Genomic DNA, 19,058 nt, shown 5'->3' with positions numbered 1-19,058 from the left:
CACGTCGCGTGACCCACGACACCACTAGGGTCCGGGCATGGATTCCGCGCTGACCACCGTCGGGCTGCCCATCGCGCTCGCGATCATCATGTTCGGGCTCGGTCTCGACCTGACCGTCGGCGACTTCCGGCGGGTCGGGCGCGCGCCCCGGGCGGTGGCCGTCGCGCTCGCCTGCCAGATCGTGCTGCTGCCGGCGATCTGCTTCGGACTCGTGGTCCTCTTCGACCTGCCGGCCCTGCTCGGCATCGGCATGCTGCTGCTGGCCGCGTCGCCCGGCGGCACGACCGCCAACCTGTTCAGCCACCTCTTCCGCGGCGACGTCGCCCTCAACATCACCCTGACGGCGATCAACACCGTCATCGCCGTCGTCACCCTGCCGCTCATCACGGGCCTCGCCATCGCCTACTACGACCGGCAGGACGACGTCTCGATGCCGCTGGTCGAGATCGTCAAGGTGTTCGCGCTCATCCTGCTGCCCGTCGGCATCGGCATGGTCGTCAACAACCGGGCACCCGGCTTCGCCCGCCGGATGGACAAGCCGGTGCGCATCGGCTCGGCGGTGATCCTGGCGGTCCTCGTGCTCGGGATCCTCCTCGACCAGCGCGAGGACGTGGGCGACTACCTCGCGGACGTCGGCCTGATCGCCGCGCTCTTCTGCGCGATCAGCCTCGTCGTCGGCTACTACGTCCCGAAGGCCCTCGGGGTCACCGGCCCGCAGGCCATCGCCTCCTCGATGGAGGTCGGGGTGCACAACGCGACACTGGCGATCTTCGTCGCGGTCGAGGTGCTCGACGAGGTCGAGATCTCCGTGCCGGCGGCCGTCTACTCGCTGGTGATGTTCCTCTTCGCCGCGCTCTGGGGCGCGTGGGTCAGCAGGCAGGTGGGCGTCCGCGAGGACGCATCAGTCGCCTGACAGGAGGCCCGCGACCCGGGGCGCGAGCTCGCGCAGCGCCCGGCCACGGTGGGAGATGCGGTCCTTCTCGGCAGGCTCGAGCTCGGCGGAGGTGAGGCCCTCGTCGGCGTGCTCGTCGGCGACGAACACCACGTCGTAGCCGAAGCCTCCGCTCCCCCGGACCTCGCGGATGATCCGGCCGTCCATCCGGCCCTCCACGACCAGCTCGCGCCCGTCGGGGTGCACCAGGGCCACGGCGCACGTGAAGTGGGCGCCGCGCCGCTCGTCGGGCACGTCGGAGAGCTGGGCGAGCAGGAGCGCGTTGTTGCGGTCGTCGACCCGGTCCTTGTCGCCGTCGACGGCGCCCGACCAGCGGGCCGAGAGGACCCCCGGCATGCCGTTGAGGGCGTCGACGCACAGGCCGCTGTCGTCCGCGATCGTCGGGAGCCCGGTCACGCGCGCACCGGCACGCGCCTTGAGCAGCGCGTTGCCGGCGAAGTCCGGCTCGTCCTCGACCGGCTCGTCGTACGCCGGGACGTCGTCGAGGCCGACGACCACGACGCCGGGCACGTGCTCGCCCAGGATCCGCTGCATCTCCGCGAGCTTCTTGGCGTTGCGCGAGGCCAGGAAGACACGGCTCATCGGCCCAGGGCCTCCTGCTGGAGGCGGGTCAGGTCGGCGCAGCCCTTCTCGGCCAGCGACAGCAGCGCGTCGAGCTCGGTCCGTGAGAAGGCGGCGCCCTCGGCGGTGCCCTGGACCTCGACGAACGTGCCCTCGCCGGTCATCACGACGTTCATGTCGGTCTCGGCGCGGACGTCCTCCTCGTAGGGCAGGTCGAGGCGCGCGACCCCGTCGATGATGCCCACGCTGACCGCCGCCACCGAGCCGGTGAGCGGCTCGCCGGCCAGGGCGCCCTGCGACCGCAGGTGCGCCACGGCGTCGGCGAGGGCGACGTACGCCCCGGTGATCGCGGCCGTGCGGGTGCCGCCGTCGGCCTGGAGCACGTCGCAGTCGAGCACGATCGTGTTCTCCCCCAACGCCTTGTAGTCGATGACCGCCCGCAGCGAGCGGCCGATCAGGCGGGAGATCTCGTGAGTACGTCCGCCGATGCGGCCCTTCACCGACTCACGGTCCGAGCGGGTGTTGGTCGACGCGGGAAGCATGGCGTACTCCGCGGTGACCCAGCCCAGACCCGAGCCCTTGCGCCACCGCGGCACGCCCTCGGACGCGGAGGCGGCGCAGAGCACCTTGGTGCCGCCGAACTCCACCAGCACCGAGCCCGCCGCGTGGTCGAGCCAGTGGCGGGTGAAGGTGATCGGACGGAGCTGGTCGTCGGCGCGACCGTCGGCACGGGAGGCGGGAGTCGTCATGGGGCCCGACCCTAGCCACGGCCGGGGACGGCACGGCAAACGAGGACGTCGAGCGCGCGTGGGAAGTGCCGGGCCCGGTCGCCCCCGTTGATGACCGGACCCGGCGTGGGTCTCCTCCCCCGAGGTTGACCCAGTCGGTGGGGCTACTTGAACTCGATGCGCAGCAGCCGGGCGATGCCGAGGACGAGCGGGATGACCAGCCAGATCGTCCCGGAGACCGCGATCTGGGCCCACTCCTCGCCGGTGGGCGTGTAGTCGCCGGTGAAGAGCGGCACCTGCGCGGTGTTGAACTCGATCCAGGGCGCGACGTCGGCGAAGCCGGAGCTCAGCGAGCCCAAGATCCCCACGGCGATCGGGAGGATCAGGCTGTAGGCGAAGTAGCCGACGATCGCGGCCGGCGTGTTCATGAGCAGCGTCGCGATGGCGAAGCCGATGAGGACGCCGACGACGTTGGCCAGCACGAACCCGTTGAAGAGGATGTTGCCGTCCACCGACCACTCGGGCGACGCCCCGGCGGCGATCCCGACGAACGTGCCGAGGACCGCGATGAGCGAGGCCAGGACCATGACCGCGATGGCCAGGGCGAAGCCGGCGAGGAACTTGGCGACGACCACGCGGGGGCGTCGCGGCTCGAGGGTGAAGGTCACCAGTCCGTTGCGCTGGCTGGCCTCGCTGGTGACCAGCATGATCACCAGGATCGGCATGAAGTAGCCGAGCACGCCGCCCGCGACGCCGAGGAAGTCCTCGAAGTCGAGCGCGTCGTCGGGGGCGGCGAAAGCGTAGATGACCTCGACGGCCAGCACGAGGCCCAGGATCGCGACGGCGAACCACCGGCCGGCGCGGGTGTCGAGCGCCTTGCGCAGCTCGACCGCCGCCAGGCGGCTCATCGGCACCGGGGTGGTCGAGCCGAGGTCGATGGCGCCCGGCTCGGTGCCGGGGGTGGCAGTGGTGGCGCTCATGACGGGAATCCTTCGAGTACGTCGCGCTGGGTGTCGGGCTGGGTGTCGCGCTGGGTGTCGCGCTGGGTGTCGCGCTGGGTGTCGGCGGTGAGGGAGAGGAACAAGTCCTCCAGCCCGCCCTCGGCGGCGCGCAGGTCGGTGAGGACGACCGCGTGCTCGGCGGCGGCGCGGCCCACCTCGACCGGCGGCGCCTCGACGCGCAGCCCCTGGCCCGCCGCAGCGACGGTCACGCCGCGGTCGGTCAGCACCGTGGCGAGGAGCTCGTTGTCGAGCGAGGTCACGTGGGTCGACTGGTGGTCGGTCCCGGCGAGCAGCGACTGCTTGTCGCCCCGGGCGACGATCCGCCCGCGGCCGATGAGGACCATCTCGTCGGCGATCAGCTCGACCTCGTTCAGCAGGTGGCTGGACAGCAGGACGGTGCCACCGCGGTCGGCGTACCCCTTGAGGAGTCCGCGCATCCAGCGGATGCCGGCGGGGTCGAGGCCGTTGGCCGGCTCGTCGAGGATCAGCACGGACGGGTCGCCGAGCAGCGCGTGCGCGATGCCGAGGCGCTGCTTCATGCCGAGGGAGTAGTTGCGCAGGCGGCGCTTGGCCTCGCGGTCGTCGAGGGAGACCAGCTCGAGCATCTCGTCGACCCGCGAGGTCGGCAGCCCCATGGTCCTCGCGCCGATCGTCAGGATCTCGCGGCCGGTGCGGCCGGCGTGCTGCGCGGAGGCGTCGAGGAGCACGCCGACGTGGCGGCCCGGGTTGGGGATGTCGCGGTAGTGGTGACCACCGATGGTGACCTCGCCCGACGTGGCGGTGGTCAGTCCGACCATGACGCGCATGGTGGTCGTCTTGCCGGCACCGTTGGGGCCGAGGAAGCCTGTCACCCGGCCGGGCTGCGCCTCGAAGGAGACGTCGTCGACGGCGGTGAAGGCGCCGTAGGTCTTCGTGAGACCTTGCACTCGGATCATGTCCCCGAGCCTGCCCGTGCGTGGGGCCGCGGGCATCGGTCGCAGGGCTGGGACCGCCCCCTACCAAAGTAGGTGCCGCGGTCCCGGGCCCTACCCTGTGCGCCATGGACCACCCCACGCCCGAGGAGATCCAGCCTCCGCTGACGTGGCGCAGCCAGGCCTGGCGGCTGGCGGTCTGCGCACTGATCTCCGGCCTGGTCTGGTCGCAGGCGATCGAGGGCGAGCTCGAGTCCCGCCCGGTCCTCTTCTGGGTCGAGATCCTCTTCGGCCTCGCGTCGTACGTCCTGGTGGTCCGGCGCCGCCGGGCGCCGGTGACCATCGCCCTCGTGGTGGCCGGGCTCAGCACGTTCTCCGGCATCGCCGCGGGGCCGGCGACGCTGGCAGCGGTGTCGGTCGCCACCCGGCGCGTCGCGTGGTCGGTGGTCGTGGTGGGCCTCGTCAACTTCGTGGCGGCCACGACGTACACGTTCTACGCCCCCATCGAGCTGCGCGACCCGCTGTGGGTCACCGTCCTCATCAACGCGGTCGTCAACGCCGCGATGATGGGCTGGGGCCTCTACATCGGGTCGCGGCGCGAGCTCATCTGGACGCTGCGGCAGCGCGCCGCGCGCGCCGAGGCCGAGCAGGAGCTGCGGGTGTCGCAGGCGCGCGGCACCGAACGCGAGCGCATCGCCCGCGAGATGCACGACGTCCTGGCCCACCGGATCACCCAGGTGTCGATGCACTCGGGCGCACTCGCGTTCCGCGACGACCTGGCCGCCGACGAGCTGCGCGAGGGGCTGACGCAGATCCAGGGCAAGGCCAACGAGGCGCTCCACGAGCTGCGCGGCGTGCTGGGGGTCCTCCGCGACGCGAGCGGGCAACCGGTAGACGAGCCGCAGCCGCGCTTCGCCGACATCAACGAGATGGTCGCGGAGGCCCGCAGCAGCGGCATGCACGTGACGTACGACGACCGCGTCGTCCAGGACGCGGAGCCCGTGCCCGACGCGGCCGGCCGGACGATCTACCGGATCGTCCAGGAGGGCCTGACCAACGCCAGCAAGCACGCTCCCGGAGCCCACGTCGCCGTCGAGGTGAGCGGCGAGCCGGAGGGCGGCCTCGAGGTGACGGTGCGCAACCCCGTCGGTTTCCGCGCGCCCGGCGCCCCGGGTGCCGGCCTGGGACTCGTGGGGCTCGCCGAGCGCGCGGAGCTGCGCGGCGGCCGGCTCGAGCACGGGCGGGAGGGCGCGTTGTTCGTCCTGCGCGGGTGGATACCGTGGACCGCATGACGGTGGCGGCGCGGGAGTCCATCTCGGTGCTGATCGTCGACGACGACGCCCTGGTGCGCTCGGCGCTGACGCTGATGCTGGGCGGCCAGCAGGACATCGACGTGGTCGGGGAGGCCGGCGACGGGGCCGAGGGACTCAGGCTGGCCGAGGCCCTGGACCCCGACGTCGTGCTGATGGACATCCGGATGCCGGTGATGAACGGCCTCGAGGCGACCCGCGCCCTCCACAGCCGCACCAGCCCTCCGGCGGTCATCGTGCTGACCACCTTCGACGCCGACGACCACGTCGTCGGCGCGGTGGCGGCGGGCGCTGACGGCTTCCTGCTCAAGGACACGCCGCCCACCGAGATCGTCGGCGCCATCCGCGCCGTCGCCGACGGTGAGGCGATGCTGTCGCCCTCTGCCACGCGGTCGCTGCTGCGGCAGGTGCGCGCCGGGGCGCCCGACGACCGCACCGCGGCGGCGGAAGCCCGGATGGCGCGGCTCACCCTGCGGGAGCGCGAGGTCGCCGTCTGCGTGGGACGCGGGATGTCCAACGCTGAGATCGGCCGTGAGCTCTTCCTCTCGGTGCCGACGGTCAAGGCGCACGTCTCGCGGCTCTTCGACAAGCTCGAGGCGACCAACCGGGTGCAGATCGCCATGTGCGTCCACGACGCCGGCCTGGTCTGACCGCCGGCACCGTGTCCATCCGCTCGGCTCATCTCGGCAGGGCGCCCACGAGTGGCTGGACCGTAGGCGTCCTTCAGGATTCCGCTCCACGCTGGAGAGTCGTGCTGCTCGAGCACGTGGACGACGAGGCGTCAGCCCGGCGGCGTGCGGGGCAACTTGCTGCTGCCATCACGACGGGGCACGGGCCCCGCCCGGAGTGACCCATAGAGGGGCCGGCGGCTCAGCCCGTCCCGAGCTGTTCACGGAGGTGGCGGTGGCGCTGCTCGAGCTCGGCGATGATCGCCTCTTGCTCCTCGGCCTGGCTGATCACCAGTGAGCGGTCCTCCGGGTCTGTAGGGCCGGCGTCGTTGAGACTGGCTCGGAGGTCGCGGACGGTCTGCTGCAGGTCCTCGATCTGTCGCTCGATCCGGGCAAGCTCGGTCCGGGGGTCGTCGTTCGGGATGTCGTCTGTCACCTTTGTCACGCTAACGGTCTACTGAAGAGGCGACTACCCGTCGCGACCGCTGGGAAGACGGGACCTTCCGCCTGAGCTGAATTCTCAGCTCCATCTCGTTCGCTGTCGTCGGCATCTTGAGACGTGCGGATCGCGTGAGATCCGGATGTTCGGAAGCGCCCTCGCCCCGGGCGACGCTCAGAGCGTGTAGACAGCCCCCGGGACGGCGAGCTCGAGCGGGCCGTCCCACGTCGTGCGGGCCTCGGCCAGCGCGTTCTCGGCGTCGTGCCACGGCGGCACGTGGGTGAGCACCAGCCGGCCGACGCCGGCGCGAGCCGCGGAGGTGCCGCACTCGGAGCCGGTCATGTGCAGGTCGGGCGGGTTGGCCTCGCCGTCGCGGAACGACGCCTCGCACAGGAACACGTCGGCCCCGGCCGCCAACCGGTCCAGGGACTCGCACGCGCCGGTGTCGCCGCTGTAGGCGACCGACCGGCCGCCGGCGGTGATCCGGAGCGCGAAGGCGTCGACCGGGTGCACGACCGGCGCGGTCTCCACCCGGAACGGCCCCACGTCGACGACGGGCTGGTGCGGCCGGAAGTCGAACTCCTCGGTCATGCCGGGGTCCTCGGGGAGGTCGTAGGCCCGCGCCAGCCGACCGGGCGTGTCCGCCGGGCCCCACACGGGGATCCGTGGCTGCGCGCCGGTCGGGTGGTACTTGCGCATGACGTAGAAGCCGCACATGTCCAGGCAGTGGTCGGCGTGCAGGTGGCTGAGGAAGACCGCGTCGATCGTGAGCGGGTCGGCGTACCGGTGCAGCTGGCCGAGCCCGCCGTTGCCGAGGTCGACGAGGATGCGCCAGGTCCGGGGCTCCCCCGTGCCCGCCTCCGGGGCCTCGGCCTCGAAGAGGTAGCAGCTCGCGGACGACGAGGGACCCGGGTAGGAGCCGGAGCACCCCACGACGGTGAGCCTCACCGAAGACCTCCGGCGAACTGGGAGGCACCGAGGAGCTCGGCGCCGAGGAAGCGCCGGCCGATGGTCTCGAACTCGTCGGGACGGCCGGTCGTGGCGAAGGCGTAGGTCGGCTCGCCGGACTCGCGCATCAGGTCGGCGCGCACCAGCATCTTGTAGACGTCCTTGGCCGACTCCTCGGCCGAGCTCACCAGGGTGACCCCGTCGCCCATCACGAGGGAGATGATGCCCGTGAGCAGCGGGTAGTGGGTGCACCCGAGCACCAGGGTGTCGACGCCGGACTCCACCAGGGGGTCGAGGTAGTCGTGCGCCACGGCCGTGAGCTCGTCGCCGCCGGTGATCCCCTGCTCGACGAAGTCGACGAACCGGGGGCACGCCCGGACGTGCAGGTCGACGTGGGGCGCGGCGGCGAAGGCGTCCTCGTAGGCCATCGACTCTGCGGTGGCCCGGGTGCAGATCACTCCGATCCGGCCGTTCCTCGTGGCGGCGACCGCGCGGCGGGTCGCCGGCAGGATGACCTCGACGACGGGTACGTCGTACCGCTCGCGGGCATCGCGCAGCATGGCGGCACTGGCGGAGTTGCAGGCGATGACCAGCGCCTTGACGCCCTGCTCGTAGAGGTGGTCGAGGCACTCGAGGGCGTACTCCCGGACCTCGCCGATGGGCTTGGCGCCGTAGGGCTGGCGGGCGGTGTCGCCCACGTAGAGGATCGACTCGTGCGGCAGCTGGTCGATGACCGACCGCGCGACGGTCAGGCCACCGAACCCGGAGTCGAAGATCCCGATCGGGGCCTCGCGGTGGATGGTCGGCACAAGCGCCAAGGCTAGGTGGTCGGGGCGGTGGATGGCACGCGCCCGGCCGCGTCGGCCCCGTCACACCGCCGCGTCGGCCCCGTCACACCGCCGAAAGGCCGTTGCTCCTAGGCTCGGGTCCGTGACCCGTCGCCTCGACCTCGTGGGACCGGCCCTGGCGATCCTGGGTGGCGTCGTCTTCCTGCTGCGCGGGTTCGACGGCGAGCTGTCCCGCGACCTGGCGCTCTACGCGTACGCCGGGCAGCGGGTCGCCGACGGCGTCCCGCCGTACGTCGGGGTGATGAACCGTTCGGGCCCGCTCGCCCACCTCGTGCCGGGAGCCGGGGCGTGGACCGGCGACCTCGTGGGCATGGACGACCTGCTGGCGATCCGGGGGTTGTTCATGGTCGTCTCGATGCTGGTCGTGTGGGTGACCTACCTCCTCGTCCGAGACGTCGTCGGGTCCCGACCGGCGGCCGCGGTCGCGGCCCTCTTCGCGGCGATGCTGCCGCCGATCGTCCTCTACGCGGTGGGCGGTCCGCGCGACAAGACGGTGATGATGCTGTTCCTCACCGCGATGCTCCTCGCCACGGTGCGGGGCAGGTGGGCGGTGGCCGGCGCCTCCCTGGCCCTGGCCACCCTGACGTGGCAACCGGTGTTCTTCCTCGGTGCGGCCACCGTCGCGGTCGCGGCCCTGCTGGCGACCGCGCGCCGGGGCGGAGCCCTGCTGCGGGTGGCGGTGGCAGGTGTGCTGACGACCCTCGTGTTCGTCGCCGGGTTCGCGGTCGCGGGTGCCCTGCCGGAGGCGCTGGACGGCTTCGTCCGGATCCACCTGTCCGAGACCTACCAGCCGGGCTTCGGCGACGACCCGGAGGCGACCTGGGAGACCACCCGGGAGGCCTACGGCGCGGCGATCTACCTGCTCGTCGCCGGGCTGGCGGCCCTCCCTCTCCTCGCCGTGCCGTGCCTGCTGCGGCTCGCGCGGCGGCGTACGACTCCCGAGGGCCGGGCCCGCGACGTCGCGCTGGTGGCCGCGACCGCGGGCGAGCTGGTCGGGCTGGCCTGGAGCTGGCGCACGTTCAACGGCTGGGCGGACGCCCTGGTGCTCGTGCCGTACGCCGCCCTGGGGCTCGGCGGGCTGCTGGCGCTCGTGGTCGGACGCCTGCCCCGCAGGGCGGGTGTCGCCGTGGCGGTGGTGGCCTGCCTCGTGCTGCTCGGGAGCGGGGTCCGCTACGCGGTCACGGAGCGTGACACGACGCTGGTCCGGCAGCGGGCCGAGGTCGCCGCGGTCGTCGAGGTCCTGCCCGACGCCTCCATGCTCTCGATCGAGGCGCCGCAGCCACTGGTCCTGGCCCACCGCGTCAACCCGAGCGAGCACCAGATGTTCCGCCTCGGCCTCGAGGCCTACGTCGACCGCACGTGGCCCGGCGGCCTCGACGGGTACGCCGAGTGGATCGCGGAGACCCGCCCGACGATCGTCGCCGTGGGCAGGGGCGCCCACTACGACTGGCTGATGCCCACGCTGCGCGCCGACTACGTCCGGTTCGGCACCAGCCCGGGCTGGTACTGGTACGTCGACCGAGACACCGACCCGGACGTGCTGGCGCGCCTGGAGCGGGCCGTCGGGAGCTGACCCGACGGCTGGCCTCGTGCTGTGACACGATCCCACCCATGACCGACGCCCCGACCCGGCCGTCCCCCAGCAGCGGTCCGGCGGACGCTCGGGACTTCACCTACTCCGTGGTCATCCCGGTCTTCAACAGCGAGCGGATCGTGGCGACCACGATCGATCGGACCGTGGAGGTCTTCCGCGACGCCGGCCTGCGCCTCGAGCTGATCCTGGTCAACGACGGCAGCGAGGACCGGAGCTGGGAGGTGATCGCCGAGAAGGCGCGCACCACCCCCGGTGTGGTGGCCGTCGACCTGCTCACCAACTACGGCCAGCACCATGCCAACGTTGTCGGCCTGCGGGAGTCGACCGGCGACTACGTCATCACGATGGACGACGACCTGCAGAACCCGCCCGACCAGGCGCTCCTGCTCATCGAGCGCGCCATGGAGGGGTACGACGTCGTCTTCGGCCGCTTCGAGACCAAGCAGGCCGCGGGCTACCGCCGCCTGGGCAGCCGGATGATCGGCCTGATCAACCGGCGGGTCTTCGGCCAGCCCGCCAACCTGAGCGTCTCGAACTTCCGCATCCTGCGCCGCGACGTCGTCCAGCGGATCATCAGCTCGCGCACGGCGCACCCCTACATCACCGGCCAGGCGCTGATGTACTCCTCCAACCGCGCCAACGTCGACGTCCGCCACGACCCGCGGCCGGTCGGGTCGAGCAACTACAACCTGCTGCGGATCGTGCGGCTGGTGGCGACCATCCTGTTCAGCTACTCCTCCTTCCCGTTGCGGCTGGGGGCGCTGCTCGGCTTCGTCGTGGCCGGGCTCAGCTTCCTGTTCGGCGCCTACCTGTTGATCGACCGGGTGGTGACCGGCTCGCGGGTCCCGGGGTGGACCAGCCTCATGGTGCTGATGTCGATCTTCAACGGCTTCTCGATCATGCTGCTGTCCATCCTCGGCGAGTACGTCGTGCGCACCCTCAACGCGGTCAGCGACCCGGTGACGTCGCACGTGGCCGACCGCGTCCGCGGACCGTCGGAGACCCAGGGGTGAGCGGGCACTTCCTGGTCGTCGGCGCCCAGCGCTGCGGCACGACGTACCTGCGCACCCTGCTCGCCGAGCACCCCGGGATCGCCATGGCGGAGCCCACCCGTCCCGAGCCCAAGGTGCTGCTCGACCCGGACAAGGTCGCCAGGGGTCCGGAGTGGTACCGGGCGACGTACTTCCCGCACGCCCGGGAAGACCAGCTGCTCGGCGAGAAGTCCACGAGCTACCTCGACGTCCCCGCCACCATCGACGCCGCTCGTGCCCTGCTGGGCGACCCGATGGTCATGGTCCAGCTCAGGGACCCGGTCGCCCGGGCCGTCTCGCACTGGTCCTTCAGCACCGAGCAGGGCATGGAGCGGCGTCCGCTGGACGAGGTCCTGGAGGCCAACCTGGAGGGCCCCCTGCCGTGGGACGGCTCGGGCGCCTCGGTGTCGCCGTTCGCCTACCTCGAGCGTGGGCGGTACGTCGAGAGCCTGCGACCGTGGGTCGCGGCGTACGGCGACCGGTTCCGCGTGCTGCTCCTCGAGGACCTGCTGGAGCGCCCCGGGACGCTCGCCGACACCTACGCGTGGCTGGGCGTCGATCCGGGCTTCCGGCCGCCCTCGACGGGCACGCCGGTCAACGCGAGCCAGAGGGGTACGGCGCCTCCACTAGGTTGTGGCCTGCGCCGGCGCCTCCGGGAGTACTTCGCGGAGTCCGACGCCGAGCTCGCCGAGCTGCTCGGCAGGCAGCTGCCCTGGGCGTCGCAGTCGTGACCGCCCGGTGACGAGACGAGGAGACCGATGACCACCGAGCCCGACCACGAGATCGAGTTCAACGTCCCGACGTGGGTGCCCGCCGAGCTCGACTACGTGCGTGAGTCGCTGACCGGCCGGCAGCAGTCCGCCAACGGCGCGTTCTCCGGGCGCGTGCGGCAGCTGCTGCAGGCCGAGACCGGGTCCGCCGAGGTGCTGCTCACCACGTCCTGCACCGCCGCCCTCGAGCTGTCCGGGATGCTCCTGGACCTCGGGCCCGGCGACACGGTGATCGTCCCGTCCTTCACCTTCACCACCACGGCGCTCGCCTTTGCCCGACAGGGGGCACGACTGCTGTTCTGCGACATCGAGCCGCGGACGCTGGGACCGGACCCCCGGCACGTCGCCGAGCTGCTGGCCGACCCCGTGCACGGCCCGTCCGTGCGCGCCGTCGTGCTGGTGCACTACGCCGGCATCGCGTGCGACGTCGCGGGCATCCGCGAGGCGCTGGCCGACCGACCCGACGTCGCCGTGGTCGAGGACAACGCGCACGGCCTGTTCGGCCGGTGGCGGGGCCAGCCGCTGGGCTCGCTCGGACGCTTCGCGACCCTCAGCTTCCACGAGACCAAGAACCTCAGCTGCGGCGAGGGCGGCGCGCTGCTCCTCAACGAGCCGGACGACGTCGCCCGCTCCTGGGTGCTCTACGACAAGGGCACCGACCGGCAGGCCTTCATGCAGGGCCAGGTCGACAAGTACTCCTGGCGCGACACCGGCTCCTCGTTCGGTCTCGCCGACACGCTCGCCGCGGTCCTGCTCGCCCAGCTGGAGGAGCGCGAGGTGGTCCAGGGCCGCCGCCGGGCGGTCTTCGAGCGCTACCGCGCGGGGCTGTCCGAGCACGCCGACCGGCTCGGGCTGGTGCTGCCGCACGTGCCCGACGACTGCGAGCCGGCGTACCACCTCTTCCACGTGCTGCTGCCGGAGGCGGAACGCCGCGGTGAGGTCATCGCGGCGCTCAAGGCGCGCGGCGTGCCGTCCGCGTTCCACTACGTGCCCCTGCACGACTCCATCGGCGGTCGCCGGTTCGAGGCCGCCCCCACCGAGTGCCCGACGTCCTCGGAGGTGAGCGCGCGCCTGCTGCGCCTGCCCTTCCACCAGGAGCTGTCGGAGTCCGACTGCGACCGCGTGGTGGCGACGCTGGTCGACGTGCTGTCCGGACGGTGACGCGCGTGCCCCCCGTCGAGCAGTCCGGATCGTCCTCGATCGAGCAGACCGGCTACTGGTGGTACGACGCGCGCAACGACCTCCTGCGCGCCGGGCTCGGCGAGTGGGTGGGGCGACCGGAGCGCGTGCTGGACGTCGGGAGCGCCGACGGCCCGAGTGCCCGCTGGCTGCCGCAGCAGGGACGGGTCGCCGTGGACCTCGACGTCCGGGGGCTCGTCCCCGGCCGTGACGCCTGCGCGTCGGCGCTGGCGCTGCCCTTCCGGGACGGGACGTTCGACGTGGTCGCCGCCTTCGACGTCGTCGAGCACTGCGAGCCCGAGGCCACCGCCGTCGCCGAGCTGGCGCGGGTGCTGAGGCCGGGTGGGCGGATGCTGGTCTCGGTGCCGGCCTACCAGTGGGCGTGGAGCGACCACGACGTGCGCGCCGGGCACCACCGTCGCTACACCCGGCGCCGGCTGGTGGCGGCGTTGGAGCGCGAGGGGCTGGAGGTCCGGCGGGCCACCCACGCCTTCGCCCTGGTGTTCCCGATGTTCGCCGCGGAGCGGGTCGTACGACGGCTGCGCCCGCCGGCCCCCGGAGCGAGCCGCCTGCCGCAGCCCGCGCCCTGGATGGACCGGCTGCTGCGCGCGCTGTGCCGGCTGGAGACGCGGCTGCTCGCGCGTCGCGACCTGCCCTTCGGGTCCTCGGTCCTGGTGGCGGCCGTCAAGCCCGAGTGAGGGCGGCCCGGGCGCGCTGAGTGGCCAGGACCAGCAGCAGCCACGCGACTCCCTCGGCCACGACGAAGGCGACCGCGATCGTCGTGATCGGGCTGCCCGGGGAGAAGGCCACGACGAGCGCCGCGGGCGCGAGCGCCACGAGCCAGGCCAGCAGGGAGCGCTGCGGACGGCCGTAGGACAGCAGCACCACGCCCTGCACCAGCGTCGCCAGGGCCAGCACCGAGCCCACGGCGATCGCGACCGACACCCCCTGCTCGACGCGGACCTCGTCGCCGAAGACGAGCCGCACGAGCCACGGCCCCGGCCACGCACCCACCGCCGCACCGACGACCACGCCCACCGCCGTCAGCGCCAGCACCCCGTGCTCGACCCGGGTCACCCGGTCGACACGTCCCGCGACCACGAGCCGGGTGAGCGCGCCGGTCAGCTGGACGACCTGGCCGAGCAGCACGGTGTAGGGCGCCCGGTAGAGGGCCAGCGTGGCGAACAGGACCGTGACCTCGGTCGGCGATCCCCCGAGCAGCGCGAGCAGCACGGGTCCGCCCGTCAGCACGGCCTGCCCGACCACCTGGGCCCCGGCCGCACCCCCGAGGAACGTGCGCGTCGATGCAGCGTCGGCGCCACCGACCGGCTGCGCGTCCGGCGCGGCGTCCGGCCGGGTCCGCCAGGCCGACGGCCAGGCCGCGCACGCGGCGTACCCGAGCACGAGCGCCGCCCCGTAGGCGACGGGGTCGTCCACGTCCAGGACGACGAGCACCCCCGCCGCGACGCAGCGCACGAGGTTCTCGCCGACCAGCACGGCGCCCACCGCGGCGTACCTCCGCCGCGCCCCCAGCAACCCGCGCACGACGCCCATGCCACCTGCCCCGAGGCCCACGAGCACCGTCAGCAGGACGAACCAGGCGTCACCCGCGAACAAGGTCTCGCGGCCCAGCCACGCCACTCCCCCGGCGACCGCCGCCACTCCCAGGACCAGGCGCGCCGGCGTCGCCCAGGCGGCCCGCACGGCGCCCTCGCCGGACGCCGCGGCGGTGCGGGTGATCCAGTGCTGCACCGGGAAGGTCAGGCCCGCCGCCGCGAACCCCCACCACGACCACAGGACCGCGACCGGGGCCGCGTCCTCGGCGCCGAGCGCCCGGGTGCTGGCGGCGAAGAAGACGTAGGCGAGCACGCCGGCGCCCACCGAGCCGGCGGCCAGGCCGGACGCGGCGCGCGACCTGGACGAGGGGCTCGGCGTGGACATCGCCGGAATTCTCCCAGACGCCCGTCAGGAGCTGTCGGGCCCGACGCCCTCGGTCACGGAGCGAGGATGCAGAACTCGTTGCCCTCGGGGTCGGCCAGCACGACCCACGACGCATCCCCCTGGCCGACGTCCACGCGACGGGCGCCGTGGGCGAGGAGACGAGCGACCTCGGCCTCCTGGTCGTCGGGGCGGAAGTCGAGGTGCAGCCGGCTCTTGCCCTGCCTGGGCTCGTCGAGCCGGACGAAGTCCAGCCCCGGCATCCGATCCGGTTCGGGGCGGATCTCGAACTCGTCGGCCGACGTGTGGACGACGACCCACCCGAGCGCGTCGGCCCACCACTGCCCCAGGGCCGCCGGATCCGCGGCGTGGACGATCACCTGTTCCCATTGCAGCGTCACCAGGCGAACCTAGTCGTGGCGAGGACTCGCGACCACGCGATTTCCACGGCGAGTCCGGGGCCCGGTTAGGGTGGCGGCCATGCCCGGACGCCCCGTCGTACGACGATCGCTCGCCCTCCTCGCCGCCGCCGCGCTGGTCGCAGCGGGACCCGTCCCGGTGGGCGCCGAGACCCCCGGCGCCGGGCGTCGGGCGGCGACGGCCGACACGGTGGTGGCCATCTCAGTCGATGCGCTCAACCCCAGCGCGCTGCGCAAGCTGGGCCGTGAGCGGACGCCGCACCTCCACGCCCTCCTCGACGAGGGCGCCGGCACCCTCAACGCCCGCACCGAGCACGAGCTGACCGTCACCCTGCCCAACCACACCGGGATGGTCACCGGCCGCCGCGTCCACGCGGGCTCCGGGGGCCACGGCGTGACGTGGAACGACGACCGTCGCCGACCGCGAACGGTCCAGGCCGCCGCGGGGACGCCGGTCGAGTCGGTGTTCACGGTGGTCGACGACGCGGGACTGTCCGCGGGCTACTTCGCCAGCAAGACGAAGTTCTCCCTCTGGGACCGCTCCTGGCCTCTCGCCACCGACGCCCAGACCATCATCGAGGACAACCAGCGCCTGGTCCGCGCCTTCAAGCGCGACCTGCGGGGCGCCACCCGGGCGTTCCGGTTCCTCCACCTGTCCGAGCCCGACACGGTGGGGCACGACAGGGGGTTCATGGGCCGGGCCTACCTGCGTGCCGTCCGGCGGGCCGACCGCCGCGTCGGCGCGGTGATGGAGGTGCTGCGCACCGACCCCCGCTACGCCGGACGGACCACCGTCGTCCTCACCGCCGACCACGGCGGCCGCGGCGACAACCACACCGACCCGACCAAGGTGTGGAACTACCGCGTCCCCTTCGTCGTCTGGGGCGTCGGCGTCGACCCCGGCACCGACCTCTACGACCTCAACCCCGACTTCGCCGACCCGGGACGGGCCCGGACGTCGTACGACGGGGTCCAGCCGATCCGCAACGGGATGGTCTCCAACCTGGCGCTCGGCCTCCTCGGCCTGCCCGCCGTGCCGGGCAGCGAGCACGACCTGGGCCAGGACCTCGACGTCAGCGCCGACTGAGCGGCGTACGCACGCTCAGCGCTCGCCCGGCAGCGGCCAGGGGTTGAACCGGCACCCCGACAGGCCCTTGGACTGCTGCATCATCACCGGTGCGAGGCGGCCCGGTCCCGGGCAGCCGACGTGGCCGCGACCGAGCCAGTGCCCGGTCTCGTGGTTGACCACCATGTGCCGGTAGTCGCGCAGCGCCTGGCCGCGGACGTTCCACGCGGGCGAGGCGTGCTTCCAGCGCTCCTGGTTGATGACCACGAAGCGACCCACGCGGCACGACCACATCGCCGAGCAGCCTGCGGAGAAGCCCGGGAGCGTCGGCGCCGCGGCGAGGACCAGGGTGAAGTCGCCGCCCCGCGGCACGCGCCGGAACTGGGTGCCGCCCGCCCGCCAGCCGCGGGCGTCGTCGTAGGTCTCCTGCGCCTGGCGGCGGAAGACGGCCACGCTGGTGGTGATCCGACCGCGGGTGGCCACGCTGTAGGTCACCCGACGCCGCACGGGCACGGCGTACGCGACCCTCCGGGTGGGCGCGGAGACCGCGGTGGACCACGCATGGCCCTCCGCACGGACCCGGACCTCGACGCTGATGCGGGCGCCGACGTCGAGCGCACCCAGCCGGTAGCGGCGCTCGCGGGCACCGCGGACGCGCTCGCCGTCGCGCAGCCAGCGGTAGCGCGTCTCGGTGCGCTGCGGCGTCCAGCGTCCGGGGTGGGCGCGCAGCACTCGGCCCTGGCGGGCGCGACCGTCCACGGACGGCGCCTCGATGTTGACGAGCACCGGCGCGAGCCGGGGCTCGGCCGAGGCAGGAGCGGCCACGGCGACGACCGTGGTCGGCAGGCTCAGGAGGAGCGCGACGGCGCCCAGGACCGGGCGCAGGGTGTGGTGCACCCCACCATCATGCCCACAGCTGGCCGTCGAGTCTGTCCTCGGCCTCGTCGACGGTGCCCTCGTAGGCGCCCGTGGACAGGTACTTCCAGCCGCCGTCGCAGACCACGAAGGCGATGTCGGCGCTCTCGCCGGCCTTGACGGCCTTGGCGGCCTGGCCGAGCGCGGCGTGCAGGATGGCGCCGGTGGAGATGCCGGCGAAGATGCCCTCGAGCTCGAGCAGCTCACGCACACGGCGTACGGCGTCGCGCGGGCCGACGGAGAAGCGCGAGTCGATGAGCGACTCGTCGTACAGCTCGGGGACGAACCCCTCGTCGAGGTTGCGCAGACCGTAGACGAGCTCCCCGTAGCGGGGTTCGGCGGCGACGATGCGCACGTCGGGCTTGGCCCGGCGGAAGAACCGCGAGACGCCCATCAGCGTGCCGGTGGTGCCCAGCCCGGCCACGAAGTGCGTGATGCTCGGCAAGTCCTCGAGCAGCTCGGGGCCCGTGCCCTCCTCGTGCGCGAGGGCGTTGGCGTCGTTGCCGTACTGGTAGAGCATCACCCAGTCGGGGTGCTCGCCCGCGATCTTCTTGGCCACCCGGACCGCCTCGTTGGAGCCGCCGGCCGCGGGCGAGGAGACGATCTCGGCGCCCCACATGCGCAGCAGCTGGCGCCGCTCCTCGGAGGTGTTCTCCGGCATCACGCAGACGATGCGGTAGCCCTTGAGCTTGGCCGCCATCGCGAGCGAGATGCCGGTGTTGCCCGACGTCGGCTCGAGGATGGTGCAGCCGGGACGCAGCGTCCCGTCCTTCTCGGCCTGCTCGATCATCTTCAGGGCGGGTCGGTCCTTGATGGAGCCGGTCGGGTTGCGGTCCTCGAGCTTGGCCCAGATCCGGACCTCCGCGCCGTTCGGTTGGAGACCGGGCGACAGCCGGGGCAGCCCGACCAGCGGGGTGCCGCCGACCGACTCGAGCAGGCTGTCGAAGCGGGTCACGCGGTCAGCGCGCCCCACCCGCGACGGCGGGGAGCACGACGACCTGGTCGCCGTCCGAGAGCTCGGCGTCGAGGCCGCCCATGAAGCGGACGTCCTCGTCGTTGATGTAGACGTTGACGAAGCGGCGCAGGTCACCGGACTCGACGAGGCGCTCCTTGATCCCGGGGTGGTTGCCCTCGAGGTCGTCGATGAGTGCCTGCAGGGTGTCCCCGCTGCCGTCGACGGCCTTGGCGCCGTCGGTGTAGGTGCGGAGGATGGTGGGAATGCGGACCTCGATGGCCATCAGGGGGTGCTCTCTTCCGGTACTCGGGGGGCAAGCTGGGCGACGACGGCGACCTCTTCCTCGGTCACCTCGCCGTCGATGATGCGATACGACCTGAACTCCACAGGGCCGTCGTTATTCCCGTGCTCCCGTGTGCTGACGAGCACGTAGTGGGCGTTCGGCTCCATGGCCAGGCCGATGTCGGTGCGGCTGGGGTAGGCCTCGGTCGCGGTGTGCGAGTGGTAGATCACCACCGGTTCCTCGTCCCGGTCGTCCATCTCCCGGTAGAGGTGCAGCAGGTCGGTGGAGTCGAACTCGTAGAACGTCGGGCTGCCCGCCGCGTTGACCATCTCGACGAACCGCTCGGGCCGGTCGCTGCCCTCGGGGCCGGCGACGACACCGCAGGCCTCGTCGGGGTGGTCACGCTTGGCGTGCGCGACGATCGCGTCGTACGTCGCCTGGTCGATGGTCAACACACGATCCAGCGTAGGCACGCAATCGACTTGACCCCACCCCGTCTCACCACATATATCTCGACATCAAGATAGATCCAGCCGTGGGAG

22 protein-coding genes are annotated in these 19,058 nt (G+C 72.7%); 9 read left to right on the top strand and 13 right to left on the bottom strand.

Features of this window, described 5'->3' with window-relative positions:
• The first annotated feature begins 37 nt into the window (after positions 1-37).
• Complete coding sequence (locus tag DAI17_RS03260) at positions 38-913, top strand: bile acid:sodium symporter family protein (RefSeq protein ID WP_107771424.1); 876 nt, start codon at positions 38-40, stop codon at positions 911-913.
• Here DAI17_RS03260 and rdgB read toward each other — a convergent pair.
• The 4 genes from rdgB to DAI17_RS03240 all read right to left on the bottom strand — a co-directional run bounded on the left by rdgB (position 902) and on the right by DAI17_RS03240 (position 4,177).
• Positions 902-1,534, bottom strand: coding sequence for an RdgB/HAM1 family non-canonical purine NTP pyrophosphatase (gene rdgB / locus DAI17_RS03255; protein ID WP_107771423.1), 633 nt, complete (start codon positions 1,532-1,534; stop codon positions 902-904). The genes DAI17_RS03260 and rdgB overlap by 12 nt on opposite strands.
• A complete protein-coding gene (gene rph / locus DAI17_RS03250; RefSeq protein WP_107771422.1) occupies positions 1,531-2,262 on the bottom strand; it encodes a ribonuclease PH in 732 nt (243 codons plus the stop codon). The genes rdgB and rph overlap by 4 nt, the downstream gene beginning before the upstream one ends.
• Before the next feature lie 143 nt (positions 2,263-2,405).
• Positions 2,406-3,221, bottom strand: a complete 816-nt coding sequence (locus DAI17_RS03245; RefSeq protein ID WP_107771421.1) for an ABC-2 transporter permease — start codon at positions 3,219-3,221, stop codon at positions 2,406-2,408.
• Complete coding sequence (locus DAI17_RS03240; protein ID WP_107771420.1) at positions 3,218-4,177, bottom strand: ABC transporter ATP-binding protein; 960 nt, start codon at positions 4,175-4,177, stop codon at positions 3,218-3,220. Before DAI17_RS03240 ends, DAI17_RS03245 begins: the two co-directional genes overlap by 4 nt.
• Before the next feature lie 104 nt (positions 4,178-4,281).
• Here DAI17_RS03240 and DAI17_RS03235 point away from each other — a divergent pair, with 104 nt between their 5' ends.
• Positions 4,282-5,445 carry a sensor histidine kinase gene (locus DAI17_RS03235; RefSeq protein ID WP_107771419.1) on the top strand — a complete coding sequence of 388 codons (1,164 nt, stop codon included), beginning with the start codon at positions 4,282-4,284 and terminating at the stop codon, positions 5,443-5,445.
• Positions 5,442-6,113 (top strand): response regulator, encoded by a 672-nt coding sequence (locus DAI17_RS03230; RefSeq protein WP_107771752.1) that lies wholly within the window; start codon positions 5,442-5,444, stop codon positions 6,111-6,113. The genes DAI17_RS03235 and DAI17_RS03230 overlap by 4 nt, the downstream gene beginning before the upstream one ends.
• A gap of 220 nt (positions 6,114-6,333) precedes the next feature.
• Here DAI17_RS03230 and DAI17_RS03225 read toward each other — a convergent pair whose 3' ends face one another.
• The 3 genes from DAI17_RS03225 to murI all read right to left on the bottom strand — a co-directional run bounded on the left by DAI17_RS03225 (position 6,334) and on the right by murI (position 8,327).
• The gene (locus tag DAI17_RS03225) at positions 6,334-6,567 is read right to left on the bottom strand and encodes a hypothetical protein (RefSeq protein ID WP_107771418.1); all 234 of its coding nucleotides are present in this window, start codon (positions 6,565-6,567) and stop codon (positions 6,334-6,336) included.
• A gap of 177 nt (positions 6,568-6,744) precedes the next feature.
• A complete protein-coding gene (locus DAI17_RS03220) occupies positions 6,745-7,518 on the bottom strand; it encodes an MBL fold metallo-hydrolase (RefSeq protein WP_107771417.1) in 774 nt (257 codons plus the stop codon).
• Entirely contained in the window at positions 7,515-8,327 is an 813-nt protein-coding gene (gene murI / locus DAI17_RS03215; RefSeq protein WP_234412142.1) for a glutamate racemase, read from the bottom strand. Before murI ends, DAI17_RS03220 begins: the two co-directional genes overlap by 4 nt.
• 121 nt (positions 8,328-8,448) lie before the next feature.
• Here murI and DAI17_RS03210 point away from each other — a divergent pair, with 121 nt between their 5' ends.
• Genes DAI17_RS03210 through DAI17_RS03190 form a run of 5 tightly spaced genes read left to right on the top strand, consistent with a single transcriptional unit; the run spans position 8,449 to position 13,638 of the window.
• Positions 8,449-9,939, top strand: a complete 1,491-nt coding sequence (locus DAI17_RS03210; protein ID WP_159081326.1) for a glycosyltransferase family 39 protein — start codon at positions 8,449-8,451, stop codon at positions 9,937-9,939.
• A 38-nt stretch (positions 9,940-9,977) separates the two neighbouring features.
• Positions 9,978-10,973, top strand: a complete 996-nt coding sequence (locus DAI17_RS03205; protein WP_107771414.1) for a glycosyltransferase family 2 protein — start codon at positions 9,978-9,980, stop codon at positions 10,971-10,973.
• Positions 10,970-11,722 carry a sulfotransferase family protein gene (locus DAI17_RS03200; protein WP_159081325.1) on the top strand — a complete coding sequence of 251 codons (753 nt, stop codon included), beginning with the start codon at positions 10,970-10,972 and terminating at the stop codon, positions 11,720-11,722. Before DAI17_RS03205 ends, DAI17_RS03200 begins: the two co-directional genes overlap by 4 nt.
• A 27-nt stretch (positions 11,723-11,749) precedes the next feature.
• On the top strand, positions 11,750-12,922 hold the full coding sequence (gene rffA, locus DAI17_RS03195; protein ID WP_107771412.1) for a dTDP-4-amino-4,6-dideoxygalactose transaminase: 1,173 nt from the start codon (positions 11,750-11,752) through the stop codon (positions 12,920-12,922).
• Between the two features lie 5 nt (positions 12,923-12,927).
• A complete protein-coding gene (locus DAI17_RS03190; RefSeq protein ID WP_234412141.1) occupies positions 12,928-13,638 on the top strand; it encodes a class I SAM-dependent methyltransferase in 711 nt (236 codons plus the stop codon).
• Here the strand turns inward: DAI17_RS03190 and DAI17_RS03185 are convergent.
• Complete coding sequence (locus DAI17_RS03185; protein WP_107771410.1) at positions 13,625-14,881, bottom strand: hypothetical protein; 1,257 nt, start codon at positions 14,879-14,881, stop codon at positions 13,625-13,627. The genes DAI17_RS03190 and DAI17_RS03185 overlap by 14 nt on opposite strands.
• A 53-nt stretch (positions 14,882-14,934) precedes the next feature.
• A complete protein-coding gene (locus DAI17_RS03180) occupies positions 14,935-15,279 on the bottom strand; it encodes a VOC family protein (RefSeq protein WP_107771409.1) in 345 nt (114 codons plus the stop codon).
• A 79-nt stretch (positions 15,280-15,358) separates the two neighbouring features.
• On the opposite strand from DAI17_RS03180, the gene DAI17_RS03175 reads away from it, so the two are divergent.
• Positions 15,359-16,384: an alkaline phosphatase gene (locus DAI17_RS03175; protein WP_107771408.1), complete on the top strand. Its 1,026-nt coding sequence runs from the start codon at positions 15,359-15,361 to the stop codon at positions 16,382-16,384.
• Positions 16,385-16,399: 15 nt separating this feature from the next.
• Here the strand turns inward: DAI17_RS03175 and DAI17_RS03170 are convergent, their stop codons facing one another.
• The 4 genes from DAI17_RS03170 to DAI17_RS03155 are packed head-to-tail and all read right to left on the bottom strand — an operon-like array spanning position 16,400 to position 18,971.
• Positions 16,400-17,260, bottom strand: coding sequence for a DUF3152 domain-containing protein (locus tag DAI17_RS03170; RefSeq protein WP_107771407.1), 861 nt, complete (start codon positions 17,258-17,260; stop codon positions 16,400-16,402).
• A 7-nt stretch (positions 17,261-17,267) separates the two neighbouring features.
• Positions 17,268-18,233: a PLP-dependent cysteine synthase family protein gene (locus DAI17_RS03165; RefSeq protein WP_107771751.1), complete on the bottom strand. Its 966-nt coding sequence runs from the start codon at positions 18,231-18,233 to the stop codon at positions 17,268-17,270.
• Positions 18,234-18,237: 4 nt separating this feature from the next.
• A complete protein-coding gene (locus DAI17_RS03160) occupies positions 18,238-18,516 on the bottom strand; it encodes a MoaD/ThiS family protein (protein ID WP_107771406.1) in 279 nt (92 codons plus the stop codon).
• Positions 18,516-18,971 (bottom strand): Mov34/MPN/PAD-1 family protein, encoded by a 456-nt coding sequence (locus DAI17_RS03155; protein ID WP_107771405.1) that lies wholly within the window; start codon positions 18,969-18,971, stop codon positions 18,516-18,518. The genes DAI17_RS03160 and DAI17_RS03155 overlap by 1 nt, the downstream gene beginning before the upstream one ends.
• Positions 18,972-19,058 lie beyond the last annotated feature (87 nt).

The sequence above is a fragment of the Nocardioides sediminis genome, assembly GCF_003047295.1.
In the GTDB taxonomy this organism is placed as follows: domain Bacteria; phylum Actinomycetota; class Actinomycetes; order Propionibacteriales; family Nocardioidaceae; genus Nocardioides; species Nocardioides sediminis.
The sequence above is the reverse complement of the archived record's forward strand: the minus strand, read 5'-3'. Positions and strand labels throughout refer to the sequence as shown.